This is a genomic window from Polaribacter sp. R2A056_3_33, assembly GCF_019278485.1.
Classification (GTDB): Bacteria; Bacteroidota; Bacteroidia; order Flavobacteriales; family Flavobacteriaceae; genus Polaribacter.
On the sequence record NZ_CP058984.1, the window covers coordinates 266462 to 288147 of the forward strand.

Genomic DNA, 21686 nt, shown 5'->3' on the forward strand with positions numbered 1-21686 from the left:
TCTATACTATCTTTTTTAAACAATCTTTTGCAATAGCAGCATTATACCACTTGGTAATTCTCTTTTCATTTGCTTTACCTTCTTGCCAAGTATTCACTAAGCGTTTATTTTGTGATTCTAATTCTATTTTCCCAATTTTAATAAGTAAGGCCAAATGCTCTTCTTCAAAACCAGAACCCAAAATTGTTTTGTTGGGCAATTTTTTAACCCAACCATCTGTATTATTAGCAAATTGTTTAAAGTTATTTTTATTACTAATAATTTCCGGAATTCCAGAAACTGCTTTTAATTTACGCAAAGCCCCCTCGACTTCTTCTTTATATTTTGAAAACTTATAACTATTCAGAAACTCTTCAAATTCAGCTATTGAATTAGAGTTTATGGCAGTAGTATACGCTTCTAATTCTTGTTGTTTTGCTTTTTCAAGTTCAATGGATTCTATAAATTGAGGTAGACTTCCATCATCTTTTACCAGCATAGCTTCATTGTATAATTCTAAAGCTACTATAAATTCACCATCATTTTTTGCTTGTTGGGCTTCTTGTATTTTAGTATCGAATTTTAATTTTAAAGCGGCTTCTCTTTTTAATTTTTCTTGATGCATAATTTCTTGTTTTGCATGCATTTCCTTTTTAAACTCTGAAGTCAAAAGAGATCCTGGGCCCCTAAATGAATTTATACTAGAATAATCTGCTAAATATTTACTTTCTGTTTTGTAATTAATAAAATCATTTTCACCTCTACCTCTACCCATAACAGGGTTTACCAAAGTGTCTTCTGTTTCTTTTGTAGGCGAAGAGCTTAACGCAAATAATTCTACAATAGCTTTTTGCTCAATCCAATTACTACCAAGAAAAGAATTCATTGCATATTCAAAAATCTGCATTTCATTCATAAAATTTTCTACAGTACTCACTTCTACTTTAGCTTTACCAAAACCCAATGATTTTGCCAATCCTAAATTATGAAAACCTTCTTTTTGTGCATGCAATGAAATAGCAGAGACTAAAGCCCCTAACTCAACAGGTCTTAAATTGTGATACCTAATTTTAGTGGTAAATACACTTCCTTTTTCTAAAGGTCTAAATGTTGTAAATACCTTTTTATTTTTTAATTGATCGCTAGAGTACTTGATATTTTTAACATCATTATGAACTGGGTATTTTTTAAATCCTTTTAAATTCCCTTGCTTTTGATACGCATTTTTTCCAAGTGATTTCTCTAAGTAAAAAGGAAAAAAAGAAGCTTTTGGCCCTCCTAAAATTTCTTCATATAATTTATTACTAACAACCGCATTAGAACTTCTAGCGTGCCCAAACATAACACGACCTTTTAAAGCCTCGTTCTCTTCACCCAAATTAGTATAACCAAACATAGTTGTTGCTAAATCTTGTGAGGTACTTTCTTTATTATAGCTAGCGATAGGAAACATTTCGTGTATGCTATTTTCGTAAGGCAATTTATACATAAATGCCAGTCCAAAATGTTTAATATCTTTTTCATTCTTATTAAAAAAAACAGGAATAGCTTCTCCTTTTCCCAATCTTTCACGCCAAAACTCCCAAGCTTTAGAAATATTTACTTTATCATGGTCTAAATAAATAAATTTAAAATCTTTTTGTTGTTTATCTGTTATCTCATAGGTCGTTTTTGTTTCATGAAAAAGTACAAACTCATGCGCTTTTCCTGAAGCTGATTTACCTCCTTCACGTTCTTTACGTTGGCTAGATTGCCCTGTAAATACAATCGTACCACTTCTCCCTTCATTATCAGGAACTGCCACAGATTTATTTTTCCCTTGAACTGAATTAAAAGTGCTCGTAAGGTTTTTTCCTTTTACTTTATTATATTTATCAATAATAGAAGTATCAGAAGGTCTTGTTTTATAGTCAGATCTAAAAGTTGTCCCTAAAACAGCATCTACTTCTTTATGATGTATATGTAGAAAATTACATTCTTCAATAATCCACTTCCCACCTTCTGTCATTTTCATCCAACCAGCAGAAACTTTATTTGTGTTATAAGATTTCATATATAGAGAATCTTGAGTTAAATCTCTAAATGAATATCTATCATCATTTACCAAGTTTGGGTTTAACCTCGAAAAACTCATGATCTCCAAAACAGAACGAAACATCCCTTTTAAAGATGATCCAGGTATAAAGTAATGTTTCTTACCTTCCTTATCAAAATAATGAGAGAACTCATTCGTTTCAGCATCTTTAGCATGTCCATTTCTTATAAAAATGGGAGTTTCTGCAGTAATTTTTAGTTCAATTTCACCACTTTCTCCATCAGAAAAAGGAATATCGTGACTCACTTGGTTTGCCCATTCAGGTTTATATACTTGATCCTCACTTGGAGCAGGAACAAAATTATACGTTGACTTTATCATAGTTTTTTTATTATTTGGCTTTATTAAATCCACAAAACACCACAGCTTTCATTTTTAAAACAGGCATCCCTTCACATAACCTATCTTCCTCTTCTTGCCATATTTGTTTAAAACTTACATTTTTTACAGCAGGTGACAATCGGTGAGGTAAATATTCCTTTTCTTCGAGAACAGCACCCGCTTTTTCAAGTGCTTTTAAATCATATTCAGCTATTTGATAGCTTCCTGTATGTTGTATATGTATCGCCGTATTTTTTTCTTTACAAAAAAGTAATGCTTCTATTATAAAAGGGTTGGTTAAAACAGTATCAAAATCATATATTTCGTTTAATAACACTTCTGGTTCGCTTTCATCAGACTTCCAAATATAACCTTCAAAAGCCATTTTAGGTATTTCTTTTAAATTATGATATATCGCTTTCATTAATTCTCTTTTTTAGTATTATAGTTATACATTTCTATACCATTTTTAAGCACTATTCCTGTAAACACACCATGTCCTTTCGTAGTCATTCCTCCTAACGGTAGTAATCCTTTCGCAATATCTTTCAATGCTTCCTCAAGAGATTTAGTAATTTTTTCATCATTTAATGCTTCTTTTGATTCTTTTACATACACATCAAAACAAAAACCATTTCCCAATAAATTACTCACCTTTTCACTAAACAAAGCACCATTAAGAGCCCCTCCCGTAAAACGGTCTATAGCAACGTGATTAAAAATTTTATTGTTAGCAATTTCTTCATCAGAATAATACCAATCATTTATAAATACATTACCCGCTTGTGGCTCTGTAACGTCTTTACCTGCTTTACCAAATAAAGTTGCAACGGCTCTATTGTTAGACCCAATAGCTCCATTCCCTTCATTTGCATATTGCTCTTGTTTTTTATTACAATGAAATGCTGTTCTATGAGCTATCGCTCCCTTAATAGAAGATGCAGGAATTACAGTTTGTGTTTCAAAATCAAGTTCATTATTTTTATAAACAACAACCTCTTCTTCTAAAGGTTTATTGTCTACATCCTCATCTCCAAAACCTTCACTAAACACAAAAAAGGAATCAGGTGACAGATTCAATTTATAATGTGTATATCCAACTGTTGCACTATTCTTTGCTTCTACAACTATTTCTTTAAAAGGTAAGCTGACATTAAATGATGGACTAAAATTCAAATATTCTTTAAAATCTTCTTCAATTTCTAAGTTATATGTTTTATTAAATAACCCTATTACTTTTAAACTACCATAACCATTTCTGGTTCCTGAGCCAATTCTAAAAGTAGGGCTTTGCACTTGTTCTATTAATGAAGCCCAAATTGCATTATCGTCTGTAGTACCTTTTAACTCCATTTCAAACACAAATCGCACCCCTTTATAAACAACTTCATTGTCAAAAAGACCATTTTTTTCTGCAACCCCTTTTTCTGTTATGCGAACATGTTGGCGAGATGGTAAATTGTTAAATCTGGCTGAAATTAGTTTATCTGGGTATTCTATGATCCCTTCACTTACTTCTGTTTCGTTCAACATCATGTATGCAGCACTTAACTTCAATAATGAAGCTGCACTATCTTTATTACTTGCAGCATCTCCAAATATTCGTGAACACCACTTTTCATTGTTGAATGAATGCCTTAAAACACCTGTAAGTGAAGTTCCTAAAATCATAGGAAATCCATTGACATCTTTTTGTACTAGCGCGTCTTTCAATAATGAAGATTCTCCTGAGCCCACGAACAAAGGGGTTTCTGCTTCTATAATAAATCTTGCGATATAACGGTGTGTATGTATCTTTTTCATAATTAGCTTCTTTTATTTTCTTTTGCCATTTCTGCTGCAAACTTGGCAATAAAAACCGTTCCTAAATCCCTATATTTTAAAAACAAATTTTTAAAATCATTTCTATTTCTTCCTCCATTTTTACCCCAATACTTTGTATCTGCTACACCGTGTGTTAAATAGCCATTTTCTTTATCAAAAAGTTGGATATCTAAAGCATCCATATTCTTAGCCTTGGTTGCGTATGCACGGATTCCTCCCCATTGGCTAGATGAAATCTTTTTTAAATCTTGTATTTCACGGCTATTTGAATACATCTCTTTTTGAATACTCTCAGAAATAGCTAGGTCAAATTTTTTCAGTTCTTGTTGCTGTTTTAAAAATTTCCCTAAAACTGTTTTAAAATCCTTTACCACCCCTGTAGCGCTTATTTCGGGAGCATTATTAGCTTCCCGTTTAAAATCAAAACCCGCCATTGGTTTTACAACACCTTCCTTCAAAAACTCTGGATTATAAATTACGCTACCAAAGCCCTCTGCTTGATGTAACCCTACCTGATTTGTTGCTTTCTCTAATACACCATTCTCAACATAAAAAACGGAACCTTTTAAAATACAATCACGCTGTGAATTCGTAGTATTCCTTTTAAAATTCCAAGAAGAATAAGAGTATGTTCTAACTTGGCTTTTCTCCCAATCAATTGTACCAGTAGACATACCCAATTGTTCTATAGTTGGTTGGAAGGTAGACTGACCAAAATTATTGTTAAAACAAAGATTACTCTGAGCATACACCAAAACATACTCTTCATTTTTAAATGTAGAAATTGTAGATGGACTCGTGATTTTTTTGATTTGCACTTGTCCAAATTCGGCATTTTTAGATTTACCCAACCGTTGGATACCTGTTAAACTATCAGAAACGGCTTTAATATATGTATCATCTTTAAAACGAACAGAAAAAATAAATTCTTGCCCCTTCTCCAAAGATTCAAAACCAAACATAGCTCCGTCTTTAGAATTTCTTGTTTTTCTGTCTTGCGCAGATTTTATGGCAAAATTCTTTTTAATTGATTTCAATGTTTGTCCATCAGAAAACACATAGCCAGCCCTTTGTTGTTTAAGCTGCAAGCGACTTTTATCAGCTTCACTTAATGGTTGATTATTTATATTTATTAAGTGATGTAAGTACACATTAGATGTATCTGTACCAATTTCATTATTTAATTTATCCATAAATAACGAAGAAGGCATTGAATAACCAATGGATTCATTACAAGAAATAGTAGCATCTCCAAAGGAAACCAAACCAGAATGAAAAATATCAAAAGCATCTTCTGATTTCAGATTACGATACATTTTTCCTGCAACAATTCCTAAAAAATTACTACCTGGTATATAATCTAAAGTACTCATATTTCCTTCAGTAGCTAGCGAACTGTTCAATACAACATCCGATAATAAGGTACATTTATAAAATTCTTCTTTCATAACTTAATTTTTTAATTCAATAGTACATCTTCCTAACCCTCTATTTCTATTCGATCCTAAATGACGTAACATTTTTAATCCCATTTCTACTATTGGTAAAGCGTCTTTATCTAAACCTGCTATATAGCCCTCAATTATCAACGGAATACAAACTTTTATTGTTCTTAATGACGACTGTTGTGCTACCCCAGACGTCTTGTCTATTGCTGTAGAAGCTATATTTCGATACAAAAATTGAGATACGGCCCCCATAGACTCATTTCTTTCAGCGGCAGGTAGCTCTGCATTTGAAAAAAACAAACTGCCCGCTTCCGTTTTCACAACCTTTCCTTCTGTATCTTTTACTTCGGAACCAAAATACTTATCAATAAAAGATTTAAGAACTATATTGGGTTGGACCTCCATAATATCAATTAAAGAGTCCTTTAATAAACCTTTCATAGTTTTTCCAGGTAAATAAGGTAAATTATTAGCATCTTTAATTACCACTGCATCTGAATCTGCTCCAGAACCTAAACCTGACCCTGCGTGCCAATCACTTAAAAAGGTAATTTTATAATTAATTCTCTCTGTTTCCATAGTTAAAGTTGTGAAGGGTGATTAGATCTAATAATTGTGATTTTTTATTTTTCTCGGCACTATTTTTTTCATCTTCCAATTGAAGATCTGTATAAAAATTACTATTTATTTCTTTCATACGTTCCAACATAAAAAACGCAGTAGCATCATCTTTGTAGTATTCCGAAACAATTTGACGAAGTTTACCTACCGATTTTGATTTAGCGGATGATTCAGCTTCTTTAGAAATGATATCTAATTTGTTCTTTAATTGATCAACTTCATTCATTAAGTATGGTCCTGCATAAAAATCTAGACCACTCGGTGTTGTTAAAGTTCTTTCTTTTAATTCTTTTAAATCTGCTACAAATGAATCCTGTACCTTATAAAAAGCTAAAGATGATTTTGGTATGTTCCCATATTTATTTTCACAATCGGATGCTTTCACCTTTTTCTTAGCGTCCCCGCAAAGATCTTCTGCTAAATTTAATGCGTAATGCAAAGGATAAGATTCTTTTACATAAGCAATACCAGCGCAGGCAGTAATACCTTTTTCATAACCTGCCAAACCTAATGCTTCAAATTCCTCTCTACTTGTAATCTCAAATGCTTGTAAAAATACTTTTGTAAATTCTAAGGCTAAATCAGCACGTATAATAACCGTTAAATCATCTCCTCCTAAAACAACCGGCCTAATCGGATACCTATATTTAGGATCATAATCCTTTGAAACAACGTCTTTAAATGCTTTTTGAACCGCATTTTTAGTAGCGGTTTCAATAGCTGTTGAAAAAGCACTAAATTTACTTTCTTTCATTAGAGTTCCACCTACGTTTTGAATTACAGCACCTAATCCATTACCATCTGCATGAATTACTGCAATCCAAGAATTTTTACCAGAAGCTGTAATGTCCTCAATATCAAATGCTATTTCGTTATTTTTAACTTCTAATCCTGATATTTTTTTAAATAGACTTTCTTTCGATTTGTTATTCTTTTTTTCTTTTTGTGAATCAATAGCGTTTCTTTTCCTATTTGTAGATTCACAAATAACTTCAAAGGAGCCTTTTCTGTTCTTTCTTTGCGTAAAAGCAACTCCTCCAGTTCTTCTAGCTCTTTCTAACCCCATAAACCCCATTTCAATAGGTCTTTGAGATATATTTCGTTGTGTTTTAAGTTTTTTCTCCAACAAGTCAATAGCACTTGGTAAATTAGTATTTTCTAAATTTATAACCGCTTGACTAACCGTTACTCCAGGAGCATGCTCCATTGCTGATTTTGGGAAGTTCCTCACAACTTTCTCACAATTAACCTGATTATCAAATACATACTTTACATTTCCAGCGGCTCCCATTATTAAATTTTCTTTTTTAAAATCTGGTACCGATTTTTCAAATAAAGAGGTGCACAATTGTTCTATCAACTCACTTGCACCTATAATTTCTGCAAGTTTATTCGTTTTAAAAATAAAACCCTGAATACCTTGAACGGAGGCTCCGTATAAATATTTACTCATATAATAGCATTTTTTTTTAATTATCAATAGACTCTAAGACCCCATATCCTAAACTTGCATTTTTACCGATACCAATATAATTTGGCAACTTAATGTTACAAGAGAATGTTATATTAAATGCCATTCTGGGGTTTTGTTTAATTGTTATTTTTTTTATGTTATTTACTTTATTGATACGTACTTTTATTTGGCTAGTTAACAGCCACCCGATACCTTTTGCAAAGGATAATATATTTCCAGTTATAATTCTTTCAAGAAATTCTAATTGTTCAATTTCTGATTTTAAAGAAAAGTACACTTTATGATTCTTTTGATTTAAAGGCAACCAATCCATTAATGTATAATTAAAACTATCATTAGTAACATTTAAAGAAGCCGTCGCTAAATTTAACTCATCTACAACTAAATCATACTTACGGTTCCCTAACATTATTCCTTCCTGATGATTAGAGAAAAAATGAAAACTACTTTCTACCCCTTTATCCAAACATAACAATAATGGTTTCCCATTTTTTCTTTTATATTGAATTAACGGGTATGCGTATCTAAAACCTTTATCATTATGATTATGAAATAGCTCATTCTCTAATCCTGATGTTTGAATTATAGCTCCTCTAAAATATGGAATTTCAAGAGAGGATATACTGTTTTCAAAGGTAACAGTCAATATTTTAATCTTTTTCATTTATTTTTTTAAAATTATTTTTTTGATTAAAATCAAAAACATCAATCACAATCATTTTTATGTCAACTATAAATTAAAAGTTTATTTAAAAATAGCAATGCAAATATATAATTGAGTTATGCAATGTAATTACACAACTGATTTATGAATAAATATTTTTCATTTCACTTGTTATTTTTTTTAATTCTTCTACAACTACTTTTGGTTCTAAAACTTGTAAATCTTGACCAAAAGATAATAATGTTTGATATAGCTCTTTATTGGGAAATAAATTTAAAATTATGGTTCTTTTTTCTGGATCTGTAACATCTAACCTTTGGCTAGCTCCATGAATAGGTTTTGTAAGAACGTAAGGAATTCTTTTTACAGAAAATCTTAACTTAACCTCAATTGGCTCTTCATTTACAGATCTTGAAACTCCTATCATTTCATCAAAGAAATCTCCCCAATTCGTTTGATTAGGTTCAATTTCTTCTATGGTTTCTGTAATTGCAATAATTCTATCTAAAGCTAGATTTGTAATTCCTGTATATTTTTCACTTTTTTCTAAAGCTAATAAAAACCACCGATCATTATACTGCTTTAAATGATAGGGGTGTATTTTTCTTAAGTAACTTTCTACATCCTTAAAACCTTTATATTCTATAATTAAAACTTTCTTACGCAATAACTGATTATACAACTTTCCAACCCAAGATTGTCCAGAATAATCTCGGTTACTTTGATAACTTATTAAGCCATTATAATCTTCATGAACAATATTAAATGATGCTTCAATTCGTGGAAATAATTCATCCAACCAAAAGAAATCTGCCCTATTGCGATAACGAGATAAAATAGCTAAAGTTTCTTCTAACTGTTCTTGATCTGATTTTGACAATAATTGATTACCCAATGCTAAATTTTCATTAACATACTTAAACACTGTTTTTTTTCCATCAAATAATCTTGAAAAAAAAACAGGGTTGTCAGAAAAATCGATATTTTTACTTTGATTATTTTCTATAGTTTCTCTGATATATTTTATATCATTTTGAATGGTTTTTCTAGAAACGCTTAATTCTAGTCTTTCCTCTACAACTTCTTTTAACCGATCAAGAGTATATGCCCCCGTTCTGCTTGCGAAGCATTCATCTAAAACTGTAATTCTTTTTTGAAAATTTTTATTTTTTGACATGTAAGTATTGTGTACTGAACTACCCTAACAAAAAATCTCCGTTTAAAATATAAACAAAAAAATACGAGTAATTAAATTTAATATTTATCAAGCTTTTTAACTAATTTTAGAAAAAAATAAAGATATCTAATTTACTGAAATGAATTTAAATAGTTATTCATTTTTTACTTGACTAAGTTTAATAAAATCTTTTTCAATCACATCAACTCTAAAAATATCACCACGATTGAAATAAGACTGCACCCAATTTTTATACAATCTACCTGCAAAAATTCTTGGTGTTGCATTGGAATTTGCCGTTCTGTTTATTTTACCAATTGTATAATTATTCGGATTGTCTCCCAATTGAATTTTTATTTGTGATAAGTCATCACCAAATTGATCTGAATACCGGACCCTCACATTAAAGAAACCATCTTCGTAGTATTTTTTACCCAACACAACCACAAAACTATCTTTAGATTCTGATACTTTATCTACTATTCTTTTTTCCTTAATTTCTCTGACTGGTGTTTCATCTTTTTTTTCTTGTTGAATCAACAAATCATTCCAATCATCTAATCTTATTTCTAGACGTCTTACTTCCTTTTTCACAAACGGAGAACAGTGTGCAATAGGAACCCTTAAACGATTTAAATCTATTAAAACTTCATTTACTGAAGTTAAGTTTCTTTTGAACTTCACATTAAAAACATCCCAATGAGTGTTTATAATTTTCCTAAGGTCACCAAAAGTAGTGTAATCTATTCTTCTTTCAGATCTTTTTGTATGTGAAGTATCTAACTCGTATTCTAAATTATTTCCCACATTACGTTTTACACGAGAATCTATACGCTGCCACCAATTATCCCCAAAAGATTCGTGCATTACTTCTTCTATTAAAATTCGAATAGAACGCTCTAAGTAATAAAATTTTTTATAGTACCCACTCATTTCAATAGCCTCAGTCTCGAGTTTGTTTTGACCTAAAAATGAAGCACTTATACCCGAAACGTTTCTATCAAGCTTATTTACAGGTAAATAAACTACTTGCTGATCAAGTTCTTCATATTTATTCTTATCAATAATTTTTATTCTAAGAAGATACTCTAAGAACTTCGTTTTATTAGAAATAATCCATTGACTGCAAACTCTGTATTCTAATTGATTTACTCGAAAACTTGGTTTCCAAAATCTATTTGACTCTTCATTAATTATATCATCATCTATCTTTACACAAAAAGGATAATTAATATCAAAAGTATCTTTAGAGTATCCTTTATGGCAAAGTCTTTCTAATTCTCTAAAATCTATAGAAGTACAATAATTTAAAATATGTGGTATGTAGTTTTTTACTAATTCTCCTATTTTCAAAATCTAATATTATTTAAGCAATTTTATTAAAAAAAGATAAAAACTAAAGGTATGTAATCTACCTAAATATGGCAATATGAATTAAATAAAATACTCCTAAAAACATTTAAAATAGATTATAATTTGGAAAGATACAATCACTAGTTGACATAAATTTACGGTTTCCCGTACTTAGAACTTTACTTTTACTAAAGCGGTTTTTAATAACAACATTCGTTTCATTATTAAATAAAGAGAAAAGTTTTATTTCACTAATAATGTACAAAAGCAATAAATAGTTCAAATCACTTGCAAAAAGGATCAATCTCCAGACATTAAAACTCTACAACTTTATCCAAAGCATCATCAATATCTTGTTGCATAAAATTAGACTGATACAAAATAGTAGTTGTAATTGAAGAATGTCTGTATAACTTTTGAAGCATTTGAATTGTAATTTTATCTCCAGAAATGTTACCAAAACTATGACGAGCAATATGCATTGTTAGTTTTTTATCAATACCAGCTTTATCTGCTACCATCTTCAAGCGTCTATTAAAATTTCTAGTGGCAGTCTTTATTCTCGTTTTCAAATATCTGTCGTTATCTAAATCAACACCTTCTAACTCTTTAAAAAGATAAACAGTTTCCTCATCTCTATCTAACTGACTAAGAATACCTTTTACTTTATTTGGTACTTTTAAAGAAACAAGTTTTTTATTTTTCCCCATTCTATAATGCAATCTATTATCTAAGAAATCTTTCCACTTCAATAATAAAACATCGCTTACTCTAATTCCGGCAAAATAAAAACTAAGTAACCATGCATTTAAAGCATATTGTTGTGCTTTAGTAAGATTTTTTATATTTTCTAAAATTCTAATTTCTTCAATAGTTAAACCAATCTTAACTGATTCTGGAAATTTTATTTGATACTTCCCTTTACCAAAAGGATAACTTACATTTTTAATCGAAAAATCAGAAATAGCCAAATTCAAAATCGTTCAAATTGTAATCATATAATTTGCAATCGTTCTTTTAGCTAATTTCCTTTTAGTAAATAAATGATTTTCAAACTCCTTCATCAACCGTACATCAAAATCTCCTAAGTTGAATATCTCTTTTTTTATAATTCTTTTAAAAACTTGAATGCGCTGTTTTTCGATATCTACTTGATGGAATTGTTTTCTATTTTTTAATTGATTCAAATAATAATTAGATATTAAGAAAAAGTCTTCGTTTTTTTTATTTAAAACTTTACTTTTTATGGCCGTTACCGACTGATAGTTAACTTCCATCTCAGCATCAATTAATTTTTTATTGGTATCAGACTTTTTATTTAAAATAAGTTGATTGATATATAAAAAATCAGGATGAGACTTTTTAACAACGCTATTTTTATTATCCCAGTCAATTTGTTTTATATATTGACCGATATAAATAAAAGTAGCTTTTCTATCTTTTATAATCCTAAGTGCAATAGGATATAATTTTTGAGAATTTGCTTTTTTTCTTAAAACTGCTTTAATTGAAGACACCTTATTAAAATTTATTATCTAAAGATACTAAATTCAGGTACAACATAGGTACAACATTTGATGATATTATATGAAATTATTCGATATCAACAAAAACTAACACACACTTAATCAATTAATTACCAATACATTTAGTTTATTTTAGCATATACTTTTTAGAATTCATAACCCTGAGGTCACGGGTTCAAATCCCGTTCTCGCTACAAGTATAATACGGAAAGTCAAGATTTATATCTTGGCTTTTTTTTTGTTTAGGTACAACAAATTGTTTTTTTTAATTCTTTACAACAAAACAATACAAATTAACTTAAACACTATTAAATAATGCTATTAGCTCTTTAAATAGCTTGATTTTATGGTAATATAGTATATAAATCTCCATTAGAAAAAGCAGCCATTCTTTAGCATGTAACTTTTTATCGCCTGGTGGACAAATCAAAAAAATTGGCAAGCCCCCCCTTATCTTTAATGAGTTATGGAACCCCAAAAGGATATTTTGAAATTAATTTTAATAACGATAATTATAAAATACAAAGGAGTTAATTTACCAAGTAATTTAGTGTTTGGTTAGGAGATTATAATTCTGAACCATTATCCTCTTTATCAAAAAATAATGAATTTTATGTGAATGTATTTTCGGGTTCAGAAAACAGAAGTGTATCTGTAGAACTGGATGATAACAATAGTATTAATTTAAGGAGAGAAAGAATAGCAGCCCCTTATGTTAACTATATAAAGCGTTTTCAAAAAGAAGATAGTAGTCCGGATAAAAACAGTAAAAAACCACCTTACTTAAGAACAAAATCTAGACATATATGGAAAGGTATTTTTCCTGATAATTTTAAAAAAGGATATAATAAAATAGTAATAACAATAGAAAACCCATATTTCGAAACAATTAAGGAGTCTTTTTGGGTATTAAAAAAAGTAAATAAAAAAATGTGCTTTTTTGATCAACAAAAGATAATGTTCTAAGACTACTGTTTACCCCCCGATGTTAACTCAAAATTATCTTTTTTTTCTTCTTCAATATATTCTTCTAAAACAGAATTTGAAAATAAACACCTCTTTTTTTCATCTAAACATGTTAATTTATAGGTATGACTAAGTAAGAAGTATACTCCATGCTTATGTAGCAAATATGGAGTATCTTCTATGACATAAAAGGTGTGATGGTGTAATTATTCTTGTTAGAAGTGTTTTAATATTTGAGCAGTTCCCAACCCTAATTCATGTGAATACCCATTGCTTTTCAATGCTGATTCAATAGCTCCAACCGTTGCCAGTAAATCATTTTTGTTTACCGATCCCATGTGTCCAATTCTAAAGTAATTATTTTTTAATTGAGGTAAAAGACCTCCAGCTAATATAACGCCTCCTTGGTTTACTGACTTTAAAAAAGTAGCAATGTCTATTTTACTGGGATATAAGGGAGCCGATAACGTGTTTGCAGAAACGTGTTCTTTTTTTGATAATAAATCCAAGCCTAAAGCTTTAATTGCTGCTCGCATGGCTTTACCTGCACTTTTGTGTCGATCAAAACGATTGTCTAAACCTTCCTCTAAAATGAGTTGTAAACTTTTTTCTAAAGCAATTACAAGATTTACTGCAGGTGTTCCAAAATAAGAGGCTTGTTTATTTTCATAAGCTTTCATTATTGGTAACCAATTGGTCCAATCTCCATAGTAATTAGAAACAGGACTTGTTCGTTGTTCAAATGTTTGCATTGCCTTTTTAGAAGCTACTAAAAGCGCGAGTCCTGGAGGAACTCCTATTGCTTTTTGAGAAGCTGTAAGTACAACATCAATTCCCCATTCTTCTTGTTTAATTTCTTCGCCAGCAACAGAACAAACACCGTCTAGAATGGTTAATACGTTGTACTTCTTACCTAAGGCACCAATACGTTTAGCATCATTTAAAACAGCTGTTGATGTGTCAACATGTGTAAAAGTTAAAAGTTTATAGCTTTTAGATTTTAGTTGCTGTTCGATAAGCTCTAAGGGTACAATGTTACCGACTTCAGCTTCAAGTATATCTACTTGAGCACCATATCGCTTTAAGATTTCTGCATAACGTAACCCAAAGTAACCTGTCGATATTACAAGGGCTTTATCACCAGTTTCTATTAGGTTTGCAGCAGCCATATCCATAGCAAGTGTACCTGTTCCTGCTACTATGAATGCTTGACCAGATGGGCATTGCCAAACTTCTTTCATTAGTTTTAAACTATTGGCAAAGAGGTCTATAAAATCTGGTGAAACATGGCTAGGAGTTGGTACTGCCATACATTGCATCACTTCACTTTCAAATTCTATTGGACCAGGTATCATTAATAATTTTCTCGATTTCATCTATTGCGTGTTATCGTTTTTTTAACGATTTTATTAGTTTTTTTTTGACAGAAAATGATCATTAAATTTTAGTATTCTACCTTTGACTTATTCTTTAATTTATTTTCTAAGATAGGATATAGATTATAAGTTGCATAAATTTCTGTTGTAAAAGCTTTCCATGCAGTTCTCTCAATCGCTAAATTTACAGCTGATAGTTTTGACGCAGGAAGTTCTAAAACCACCACTTGACCAAGTCCCATAACTACAAACCAATTAACTACAGAAGTACCTTCTGGAGGTAGGTTTTCATAAAAGCCTTGGTCCGTTCTTATCTTTTCAATCTCACTTAAAGTCATACTTTGATCATGTTTAAGAAAGACGGTTAATAACAACTTGTCATCATCTTTTTTAGAACTAGCTTTTAAATCAAGCACTACCTTTGACTTATTTTTTAATTTATGCTCTATGATAGGATACAAATTGTAAGTTGCATACATTTCTGTTGTAAAAGCTTTCCATGCAGTTCTTTCAATTGCTAAATTTACAGCAGATAATTTTGAAGCAGGAAGTTCCAACACAACTACTTGGCCAAGTCCCATAACTACAAACCAATTAACTACAGAAACACCTTCTGGAGGAAGGTTTTCATAAAAGCCTTGGTCCGTTCTTATCTTTTCAATCTCATTTAAAGTCATACTTTGATCATGTTTAAGGAAAATGGTCAATAACAACTTGTCATCCGCTTTTTCAGAGTTGTTAAGACTATCATTCGATTGTGCATGGACAATCATTTGTATTAAAAATAATGGAAGTAATAATGCGTATTTCATGTTTGTTATTTTTAGATGTTTGTGATAAGTAAGACAGAATGCTCTTTAAGTCATTCTTTTCTATGCTTCTAAAACTTGTACAGGTTTAGACCAGTATCCTCATCATGATAGCGATCAACCGCTCCATCAAAACTTTCTATAACAAATTCTCCAGCTCCATTAATTTTGGCTGTAAGAAAGTGTCCCGCTAATGCCGTGTAATCGTTACGTCCAAGTGTTACATGCATGTGTACGTAGTGTTTTCCATCTTTTTGAGATATATTACCGGTTAAGTTGGTAATCTCCATTTGTTCGGAAAACGTTTTATCTACAAACTCTTTAGTAGCTGGATCAAAAAATCGTAAAGTAGCTTCATTAACAGCCCCCATACCTACAATTGTTCCTGCTTTTATATCCTGCTCTTCCACAAACGCAGTGATTGCTTTTGTAATCTCAGCATGGTTTTGAATGCTTATAACGTACTTGTTACCAAACTGCTTGTAGGTGTATAGTTTAGAATTTGATTGTGCATTTGCTAAAAAAGATACCGTAATACACAATACTATTAAAATTGACTTTTTCATGTTGTATACTATTTTAAGTTATAAAATTAATAAGACGCTCTTATTATATCTATCGATAAACTATCGGCCTTTTTTCCAAGTTCGTTCTTTAGTATTAAAAAATGATCTGTTTGATTATGAAAATCAATCGCTTCCTGAGATTTCCATTCTTCTAGAATGATGACCTTTGCGCTGTTATTAATATCTTCATGCAATACATAAGAGATATTACCTTCCTCTTTCCGTGTGGCATCCGTTACGGTTTGCAACATATTTAAAACATCTTCCTTAAATTCGGGTTTTACAATAATTGTAGCTATAATTTTTAATTCGCTCATAATAAATACTATTTTAATTTATTTTTTTTGATTAAATTTATTTTTTGAGTCCATACCATCAATATGAACTTTTAATTGAGTTTAAACAGTTTCCGTTTTAAATACGGCTATTTTTTCCGCATTAAAGCGAACCTTTAACTCTTTTATTTAAACCAAATTTTGACTAATCCACCACGCTTACCTAAAAGCGGATCTTCATTTGGTATTGATAGTGACAATATATTATTATCTGCAGTTGGACGCTCTCCTTTAGCGCCTCGCATTAAATCCCAGTCTCTACCATCAGGATACGCACCTACTACACCAAGATTTAAACTTTCAATTTTTTTGTGGCCAACACCAGCAGGTATAATAATAACATCTCCTTTGGTAACTTTAATTTTTTCACCTTGCTCTCCTCCTAAATGAATGATCGCTTCACCAGAATATATTCCCAAAACTTCATGAGAGGTACTATGGTAATGGTGAAAAGGGTAGATACCATTTGTCCATGAATTGGTCCAATTATTGGATTTGAAAGTTTGTAAAAACCATTGGCTAGGATTCTTTTCGTTTTTTGGCAAAGCATCTTTAATAAGAAGTAATGGTAATTTACTATTAGGTATTAGTCCATCATCTTTAAAATAAAATTTCTCATAGTGGTTTTGTTTGTCACTATTTTCAAATAATTTTGAAACAGGAAATATCAATGGCGTTACCCCCAATAAGCGTATAAAATTTTTTCTATTCATAAATTTTCGAGTTTTACAACATTATTTGTTTAGGTAGATTAAATTTTATCTATAAATGTTTTTTCATTTTTTACAACTAAAATAATAAGGGGAGTTTTAATTAATTTTAGCAGAAGCAAAAACGAAATTAGCTGTTATTTGCTAATAAATAAAAATAGAATATCTAAAGTTTTCTTAATTTATATAAAAATAAAAGAGGCCATTAATGTTTTCTTCTTTTCTTTTAAAAACACACTTTAATCACTACTATACAATTACTTAGATTTAATTTAGTATTTACAGGAGTAATACAGGAAATTGTGTTAAAAACATATGGTTTGGCAAGTGTCATCATTATCTCATGATTACCAAGAATAAACTCGAAGTAGAATGTTTTACTTTTTTCAATTTACCAATTAAGAACACCCTTACTATCAAATCTCTTATCAACCTAATTTCCAAGAAAAACAACTTTATCAAATCATGTTGAAAAATAGTTTTTAATGCGTTTATACTACCATGTATATCTCCAATTGCGTAAATTGCCATGATACCTTTTGTTTTTAAACTATATAACCCAAAGCTTATATTAAGTTTTTTTGGTTGTTGATAATCATTAAAATGCTAGTAATCAACTTTTAATTGAGTTTAGCCAGTTCTCCCTAAATTTTATATTATGTAAAATGTTTATTGATCTACAAACTGCAACTTGTAAAAAACTAATCCCTATAAGGTTCTATTGTTTGTATTGTTCCATCCTCGTTATAATTAATTTCTATAACTTTTACAGAACGTAAATGTGTTACTCCTTTTGATAAACTAGAATCATGATAGAATAAATAGTCTTTACCGTCTACATTACAAATAGAGTGATGTGAGGTCCAACCAACCACTGGCTCTAAAACCTTACCTGCATAGGTAAATGGTCCGTAAGGATTATCTCCTATAGCATAACATATAAAGTGAGAATCTCCTGTAGAATAAGAGAAATAATATTTTCCATTGTGCTTATGCATCCACGCTGCTTCAAAAAAGCGTCTATCAATATCTTTTGCTAATAATAAATCTCCATTTTCATCAATAATTTCTATCTCCTTTGGCTTTTCATCAAATTCTAACAAATTATCAGTCATTTTTGCTACATAAGGCAATAAAGCTGGTTCATTATCTTCAGGAATAAATGCTGTTGGACTTTCTGGTTGGTCTGCATTAAACGCACCTGTTCTCCAGCGCTGTAATTGTCCACCCCAAAGACCACCAAAGTACATATAACAACCACCATCTTCGTCTTTAAAAACAGCTGGATCTATAGAAAAACTACCTTTAATTGCTTCTGGTTCTGCTTTAAAAGGTCCTGTTGGAGAATCACTTATTGCAACACCAATTCTAAAAATATCATCGTGTGCTTTTGCTGGAAAAAACAAATAATATTTCCCATCTTTTTCATTTGCATCTGGTGCCCACATTTGTTGTTTTGCCCAAGGAACATCTTTTACATGTAAAGCCAAACCATTGTCTACAGCCTTACTATCTATAGTATCCATAGATAGTACATGATAATCTTCCATAGCAAAATGGCTTCCTAAATCATCAAAAGCTTCTCCAGCATCAATATCATGAGATGGATATATATATATTTTACCATCAAATACATGTGCAGATGGATCTGCTGTATACATATGAGACACTAATGGTTGTGAAATGGCTTTTTTATTTAATTCATCAAAATTGATGTGTTCTATACTTTCTTCTGGCATTGTATTATTTTTTAAATTGCTCTTCTTTCGTTTAACTCTTTTTCTATTTTTAATTCCATTTTTTTATCTATTTCATAAAAATATAATAACCCTACTCCTATTAAAAACGGAATTGCAGCATACACACTAATTAATAACTTTGTACCATTAATAGCTGCTTCACTTTGTATTTCTAAATGAGAATCATATCCATAAGCTCCTAAAATTGATGAAACTAAAGCACTACCAATACTAATACCTCCTTTTAAACCAACCATCATTGCAGAAAATATAATGGCAGTTGCTCTTCTGTTTGTTTTCCATTCAGAAAAATCTGCTACATCGGCAATCATCGTCCAAAGAATTGGAGTCCCAATTCCGTAAAAAAACATGTGTAAAATCTGAGTTACAAAGATTAACTCTATAGATTCTGGTTGATAAAAATAAAAAGCAATAATAAATAAGGTTGAAATAAAGAGCGAAATGGCAAAAACATTTCGTTTTCCGAATTTATCTGCCAAACGTTTAGAAAGAATGATACCTATTAAACCAACTAGAATTCCAATTCCGTTAAACACCCCTAAACCAAAAGAGGTTTCATTTTCAAATGTGGGTAATATCGATCTATATGGGTCTAAAAACGCTCTTAACTTTTCTTCGTTTACAAAGTTTTCGAAATAATAAACATAAGAACCACCTTTCATTGCTAATGTGACAAATATTAGTGTTGTAAGCACCAACATAATCACCCAAGGTTTATTTTTAAACAAATCTGATAAATCTTCTTTTAAACTAGATTTTTGTTCTGGCTTAGGTATTACTCTTTCTTTTGTGGTAAAAAAGGTAATCATTAACATTATGGTTCCTATAATGGCTAAATAGGTCATTACGGTTTCCATACCTGCTGCTTTGTTACCATCACCTGCCTTTAGAATTAAATCATACATAAAAACTTGCACAAAAAACTGTGCCCCTAAAACACCCACAAATCGATATGCAGATAAGCTATTACGCTCTTTCATATCTCCTGTAATAACACCACTTAAAGCAGCATAAGGTAAATTATTTGCAGAGTATAACAATAACAATAAAGTATAGGTAATTACAGCATAAATAACCTTTCCTTGATATTCAAAATCTGGCGTAGTAAAAGCTAATAATGCAGTTACTCCTAAGGGGATTGCAGTCCATAAAATCCAGGGTCTAAATTTACCCATTTTGGTATTTGTTCTATCTGCCAAAGCACCCACCATAGGGTTAAAACCAAACGCAGCTATAAGTCCAACTGTTAAGGTTACTAATGCGGCATCTTCTGGTTTTAAGCCATAAATATCTGTATAAAAATAGGAAAGATAGGTTACTAGAGTTTGAAAAACTAAATTGGCTGCTAAATCTCCAAGAGCATAACCTACTTTTTCTTTTACAGATAATTTGTGTGAAATAGTTGTCATTTTCAGGAGTTATTAGTTTGCCTTATTTTTAAGCGCAATTACATTATTATATACTTCTTTTGGTTTATCATCTCGTCCAAAAAGTAATGGATAATTTGTTCTCCCTTTAATTGGCCAATCATTTAACCAAGATTGCCCATCGTTAACTCCCCAAAAAGTAACACGGCTAATTTTATCTTTGTGTTTTAAGAAAAGATTAAATATATCTTCATAACGTTTTGCTATTTTTAATTCAATGTCTTCTGTTAATCCATTTGGATAAGGATTCATTTTTGGATCATTCTCGTATCTTTCATAGCTTTGCTCTACAGCAGCTCCATCCAACTCCCAAGGATTTGGCAGAACGGTAATATCCAACTCTGTAAACATTACTTTTACTCCTAAATCTGAATACGCAATTATACTGTTTTCAATATCTTCTAAAGATGGACCTTCTAGACTCCAATGTGCTTGCATACCTACACCATCAACTTTAATACCTTTTGCTTGTAGATTTTTTACAATTCTAATAACTCCTTCTCTTTTTGCTGGTTTCCAAAGATTGTAATCGTTGTAGACTAGCTCTGCATCTGGTGCTGCTTGTTCGGCAAGTTTAAAAGCTAATTCTAAATAGCTTTCATCTCCAAAAATTTTATAAAATAGAGATTCTCTTGGAGACCCATCTTCATTTAAAGCTTCATTTACAACATCCCAAGAATCAATTTTCCCTTTATATCTACCTGCAATTGTATTTATATGCTTTGTAATGGTATTTACTAAAGTATCTTTATTTGTAATTTCATGTACCCAAGGTGCAAGTTGACTATGCCAAAGCAGGGTATGCCCCACAACATGCATATTATTTTTATTACCAAAAGCAACATAAGCATCTGATACCTCAAAATTATAAGTGTCTTTTTTAGGGTGAATTTGCTCCCATTTTAAATCGTTCTCTGGAGTAATAGCATTAAACTCTCTTGTTATTAAAGTTGTTTGTACTGCATTTACTTCTTTAATTTGACCTGTATTAAGTGCTGTTCCTAGTAAAAAATCTTCTTTAAAACTATCTTTTAAAGACGTCTTATTTTGAGGTGTTTCAATTACAGTTTCTTTTTTTGCTTCTTTACAGCTTAAAAGGCAAATTGATAACAAGAGTAACGTTGTATTAATTTTATTAAACATATCTATATTGAATTTATTTGTGAATTTCTACGGATGTCAATTACTGTTATTCAGTAATCTTTTTAAGCTAAACTAACTAACAAATAGTCTTGTAAAAAAAACGCCTTGTTAT

Annotated in this window: 20 protein-coding genes; 1 reads left to right on the top strand and 19 read right to left on the bottom strand. The window is 30.7% G+C overall.

The features are described from left to right. Position 1: 1 nt before the first annotated feature. From H0I29_RS01330 to H0I29_RS18290, 11 genes are all read right to left on the bottom strand, one after another. Positions 2-2395 carry a TIGR03986 family CRISPR-associated RAMP protein gene (locus tag H0I29_RS01330; protein WP_218754154.1) on the bottom strand — a complete coding sequence of 798 codons (2394 nt, stop codon included), beginning with the start codon at positions 2393-2395 and terminating at the stop codon, positions 2-4. Between the two features lie 10 nt (positions 2396-2405). Beyond that, complete coding sequence (locus tag H0I29_RS01335; protein ID WP_218754155.1) at positions 2406-2819, bottom strand: TIGR04423 family type III CRISPR-associated protein; 414 nt, start codon at positions 2817-2819, stop codon at positions 2406-2408. After that, positions 2819-4198 carry an RAMP superfamily CRISPR-associated protein gene (locus tag H0I29_RS01340; protein WP_218754156.1) on the bottom strand — a complete coding sequence of 460 codons (1380 nt, stop codon included), beginning with the start codon at positions 4196-4198 and terminating at the stop codon, positions 2819-2821. Before H0I29_RS01340 ends, H0I29_RS01335 begins: the two co-directional genes overlap by 1 nt. Before the next feature lie 2 nt (positions 4199-4200). Continuing rightward, positions 4201-5667 (bottom strand): hypothetical protein, encoded by a 1467-nt coding sequence (locus H0I29_RS01345; RefSeq protein WP_218754157.1) that lies wholly within the window; start codon positions 5665-5667, stop codon positions 4201-4203. A 3-nt stretch (positions 5668-5670) separates the two neighbouring features. Next, positions 5671-6246, bottom strand: a complete 576-nt coding sequence (locus tag H0I29_RS01350) for an RAMP superfamily CRISPR-associated protein (protein ID WP_218754158.1) — start codon at positions 6244-6246, stop codon at positions 5671-5673. Continuing rightward, complete coding sequence (locus H0I29_RS01355) at positions 6227-7741, bottom strand: hypothetical protein (RefSeq protein ID WP_218754159.1); 1515 nt, start codon at positions 7739-7741, stop codon at positions 6227-6229. The genes H0I29_RS01350 and H0I29_RS01355 overlap by 20 nt, the downstream gene beginning before the upstream one ends. A gap of 16 nt (positions 7742-7757) precedes the next feature. Further along, a complete protein-coding gene (locus H0I29_RS01360) occupies positions 7758-8426 on the bottom strand; it encodes a CRISPR-associated endonuclease Cas6 (RefSeq protein WP_218754160.1) in 669 nt (222 codons plus the stop codon). Positions 8427-8568: 142 nt separating this feature from the next. Further along, the gene (locus H0I29_RS01365; RefSeq protein WP_218754161.1) at positions 8569-9603 is read right to left on the bottom strand and encodes a YafY family protein; all 1035 of its coding nucleotides are present in this window, start codon (positions 9601-9603) and stop codon (positions 8569-8571) included. A gap of 153 nt (positions 9604-9756) precedes the next feature. Next, positions 9757-10956 carry a Swt1 family HEPN domain-containing protein gene (locus H0I29_RS01370; protein WP_218754162.1) on the bottom strand — a complete coding sequence of 400 codons (1200 nt, stop codon included), beginning with the start codon at positions 10954-10956 and terminating at the stop codon, positions 9757-9759. A 314-nt stretch (positions 10957-11270) separates the two neighbouring features. Beyond that, entirely contained in the window at positions 11271-11933 is a 663-nt protein-coding gene (locus tag H0I29_RS18285; RefSeq protein WP_254712675.1) for a tyrosine-type recombinase/integrase, read from the bottom strand. Between the two features lie 6 nt (positions 11934-11939). Further along, the gene (locus H0I29_RS18290; protein WP_254712676.1) at positions 11940-12473 is read right to left on the bottom strand and encodes a phage integrase SAM-like domain-containing protein; all 534 of its coding nucleotides are present in this window, start codon (positions 12471-12473) and stop codon (positions 11940-11942) included. Positions 12474-13097: 624 nt separating this feature from the next. Here H0I29_RS18290 and H0I29_RS01380 point away from each other — a divergent pair. After that, entirely contained in the window at positions 13098-13448 is a 351-nt protein-coding gene (locus tag H0I29_RS01380) for a hypothetical protein (protein WP_218731082.1), read from the top strand. A 215-nt stretch (positions 13449-13663) separates the two neighbouring features. Here H0I29_RS01380 and H0I29_RS01385 read toward each other — a convergent pair whose 3' ends face one another. The 8 genes from H0I29_RS01385 to H0I29_RS01420 form a co-directional block, all read right to left on the bottom strand. Further along, positions 13664-14824, bottom strand: a complete 1161-nt coding sequence (locus H0I29_RS01385) for an alanine--glyoxylate aminotransferase family protein (RefSeq protein WP_218754163.1) — start codon at positions 14822-14824, stop codon at positions 13664-13666. Positions 14825-14892: 68 nt separating this feature from the next. Next, positions 14893-15636: a hypothetical protein gene (locus H0I29_RS01390; protein WP_218731084.1), complete on the bottom strand. Its 744-nt coding sequence runs from the start codon at positions 15634-15636 to the stop codon at positions 14893-14895. 68 nt (positions 15637-15704) lie between these two features. Then, complete coding sequence (locus tag H0I29_RS01395; RefSeq protein WP_218731085.1) at positions 15705-16199, bottom strand: PPC domain-containing DNA-binding protein; 495 nt, start codon at positions 16197-16199, stop codon at positions 15705-15707. A gap of 26 nt (positions 16200-16225) precedes the next feature. After that, positions 16226-16516 (bottom strand): putative quinol monooxygenase, encoded by a 291-nt coding sequence (locus H0I29_RS01400; protein ID WP_158838268.1) that lies wholly within the window; start codon positions 16514-16516, stop codon positions 16226-16228. A 143-nt stretch (positions 16517-16659) separates the two neighbouring features. Further along, the gene (locus H0I29_RS01405) at positions 16660-17220 is read right to left on the bottom strand and encodes a cupin domain-containing protein (RefSeq protein ID WP_218754164.1); all 561 of its coding nucleotides are present in this window, start codon (positions 17218-17220) and stop codon (positions 16660-16662) included. Between the two features lie 725 nt (positions 17221-17945). Next, complete coding sequence (locus tag H0I29_RS01410) at positions 17946-18983, bottom strand: glycoside hydrolase family 43 protein (protein WP_218754165.1); 1038 nt, start codon at positions 18981-18983, stop codon at positions 17946-17948. Between the two features lie 11 nt (positions 18984-18994). Beyond that, entirely contained in the window at positions 18995-20413 is a 1419-nt protein-coding gene (locus H0I29_RS01415; RefSeq protein WP_158838271.1) for an MFS transporter, read from the bottom strand. Between the two features lie 12 nt (positions 20414-20425). Beyond that, positions 20426-21574: an endo-1,4-beta-xylanase gene (locus H0I29_RS01420; protein WP_218754166.1), complete on the bottom strand. Its 1149-nt coding sequence runs from the start codon at positions 21572-21574 to the stop codon at positions 20426-20428. Positions 21575-21686 lie beyond the last annotated feature (112 nt).

What these genes read in the sequence shown, in the direction of transcription:
- H0I29_RS01330 (WP_218754154.1), bottom strand. Translation starts at nt 2,395, where the DNA reads ATGATAAAGTCAACGTATAATTTTGTTCCTGCTCCAAGTGAGGATCAA.
- H0I29_RS01335 (WP_218754155.1), bottom strand. Translation starts at nt 2,819, where the DNA reads ATGAAAGCGATATATCATAATTTAAAAGAAATACCTAAAATGGCTTTT.
- H0I29_RS01340 (WP_218754156.1), bottom strand. Translation starts at nt 4,198, where the DNA reads ATGAAAAAGATACATACACACCGTTATATCGCAAGATTTATTATAGAA.
- H0I29_RS01345 (WP_218754157.1), bottom strand. Translation starts at nt 5,667, where the DNA reads ATGAAAGAAGAATTTTATAAATGTACCTTATTATCGGATGTTGTATTG.
- H0I29_RS01350 (WP_218754158.1), bottom strand. Translation starts at nt 6,246, where the DNA reads ATGGAAACAGAGAGAATTAATTATAAAATTACCTTTTTAAGTGATTGG.
- H0I29_RS01355 (WP_218754159.1), bottom strand. Translation starts at nt 7,741, where the DNA reads ATGAGTAAATATTTATACGGAGCCTCCGTTCAAGGTATTCAGGGTTTT.
- H0I29_RS01360 (WP_218754160.1), bottom strand. Translation starts at nt 8,426, where the DNA reads ATGAAAAAGATTAAAATATTGACTGTTACCTTTGAAAACAGTATATCC.
- H0I29_RS01365 (WP_218754161.1), bottom strand. Translation starts at nt 9,603, where the DNA reads ATGTCAAAAAATAAAAATTTTCAAAAAAGAATTACAGTTTTAGATGAA.
- H0I29_RS01385 (WP_218754163.1), bottom strand. Translation starts at nt 14,824, where the DNA reads ATGAAATCGAGAAAATTATTAATGATACCTGGTCCAATAGAATTTGAA.
- H0I29_RS01390 (WP_218731084.1), bottom strand. Translation starts at nt 15,636, where the DNA reads ATGAAATACGCATTATTACTTCCATTATTTTTAATACAAATGATTGTC.
- H0I29_RS01395 (WP_218731085.1), bottom strand. Translation starts at nt 16,199, where the DNA reads ATGAAAAAGTCAATTTTAATAGTATTGTGTATTACGGTATCTTTTTTA.
- H0I29_RS01400 (WP_158838268.1), bottom strand. Translation starts at nt 16,516, where the DNA reads ATGAGCGAATTAAAAATTATAGCTACAATTATTGTAAAACCCGAATTT.
- H0I29_RS01410 (WP_218754165.1), bottom strand. Translation starts at nt 18,983, where the DNA reads ATGCCAGAAGAAAGTATAGAACACATCAATTTTGATGAATTAAATAAA.
- H0I29_RS01415 (WP_158838271.1), bottom strand. Translation starts at nt 20,413, where the DNA reads ATGACAACTATTTCACACAAATTATCTGTAAAAGAAAAAGTAGGTTAT.
- H0I29_RS01420 (WP_218754166.1), bottom strand. Translation starts at nt 21,574, where the DNA reads ATGTTTAATAAAATTAATACAACGTTACTCTTGTTATCAATTTGCCTT.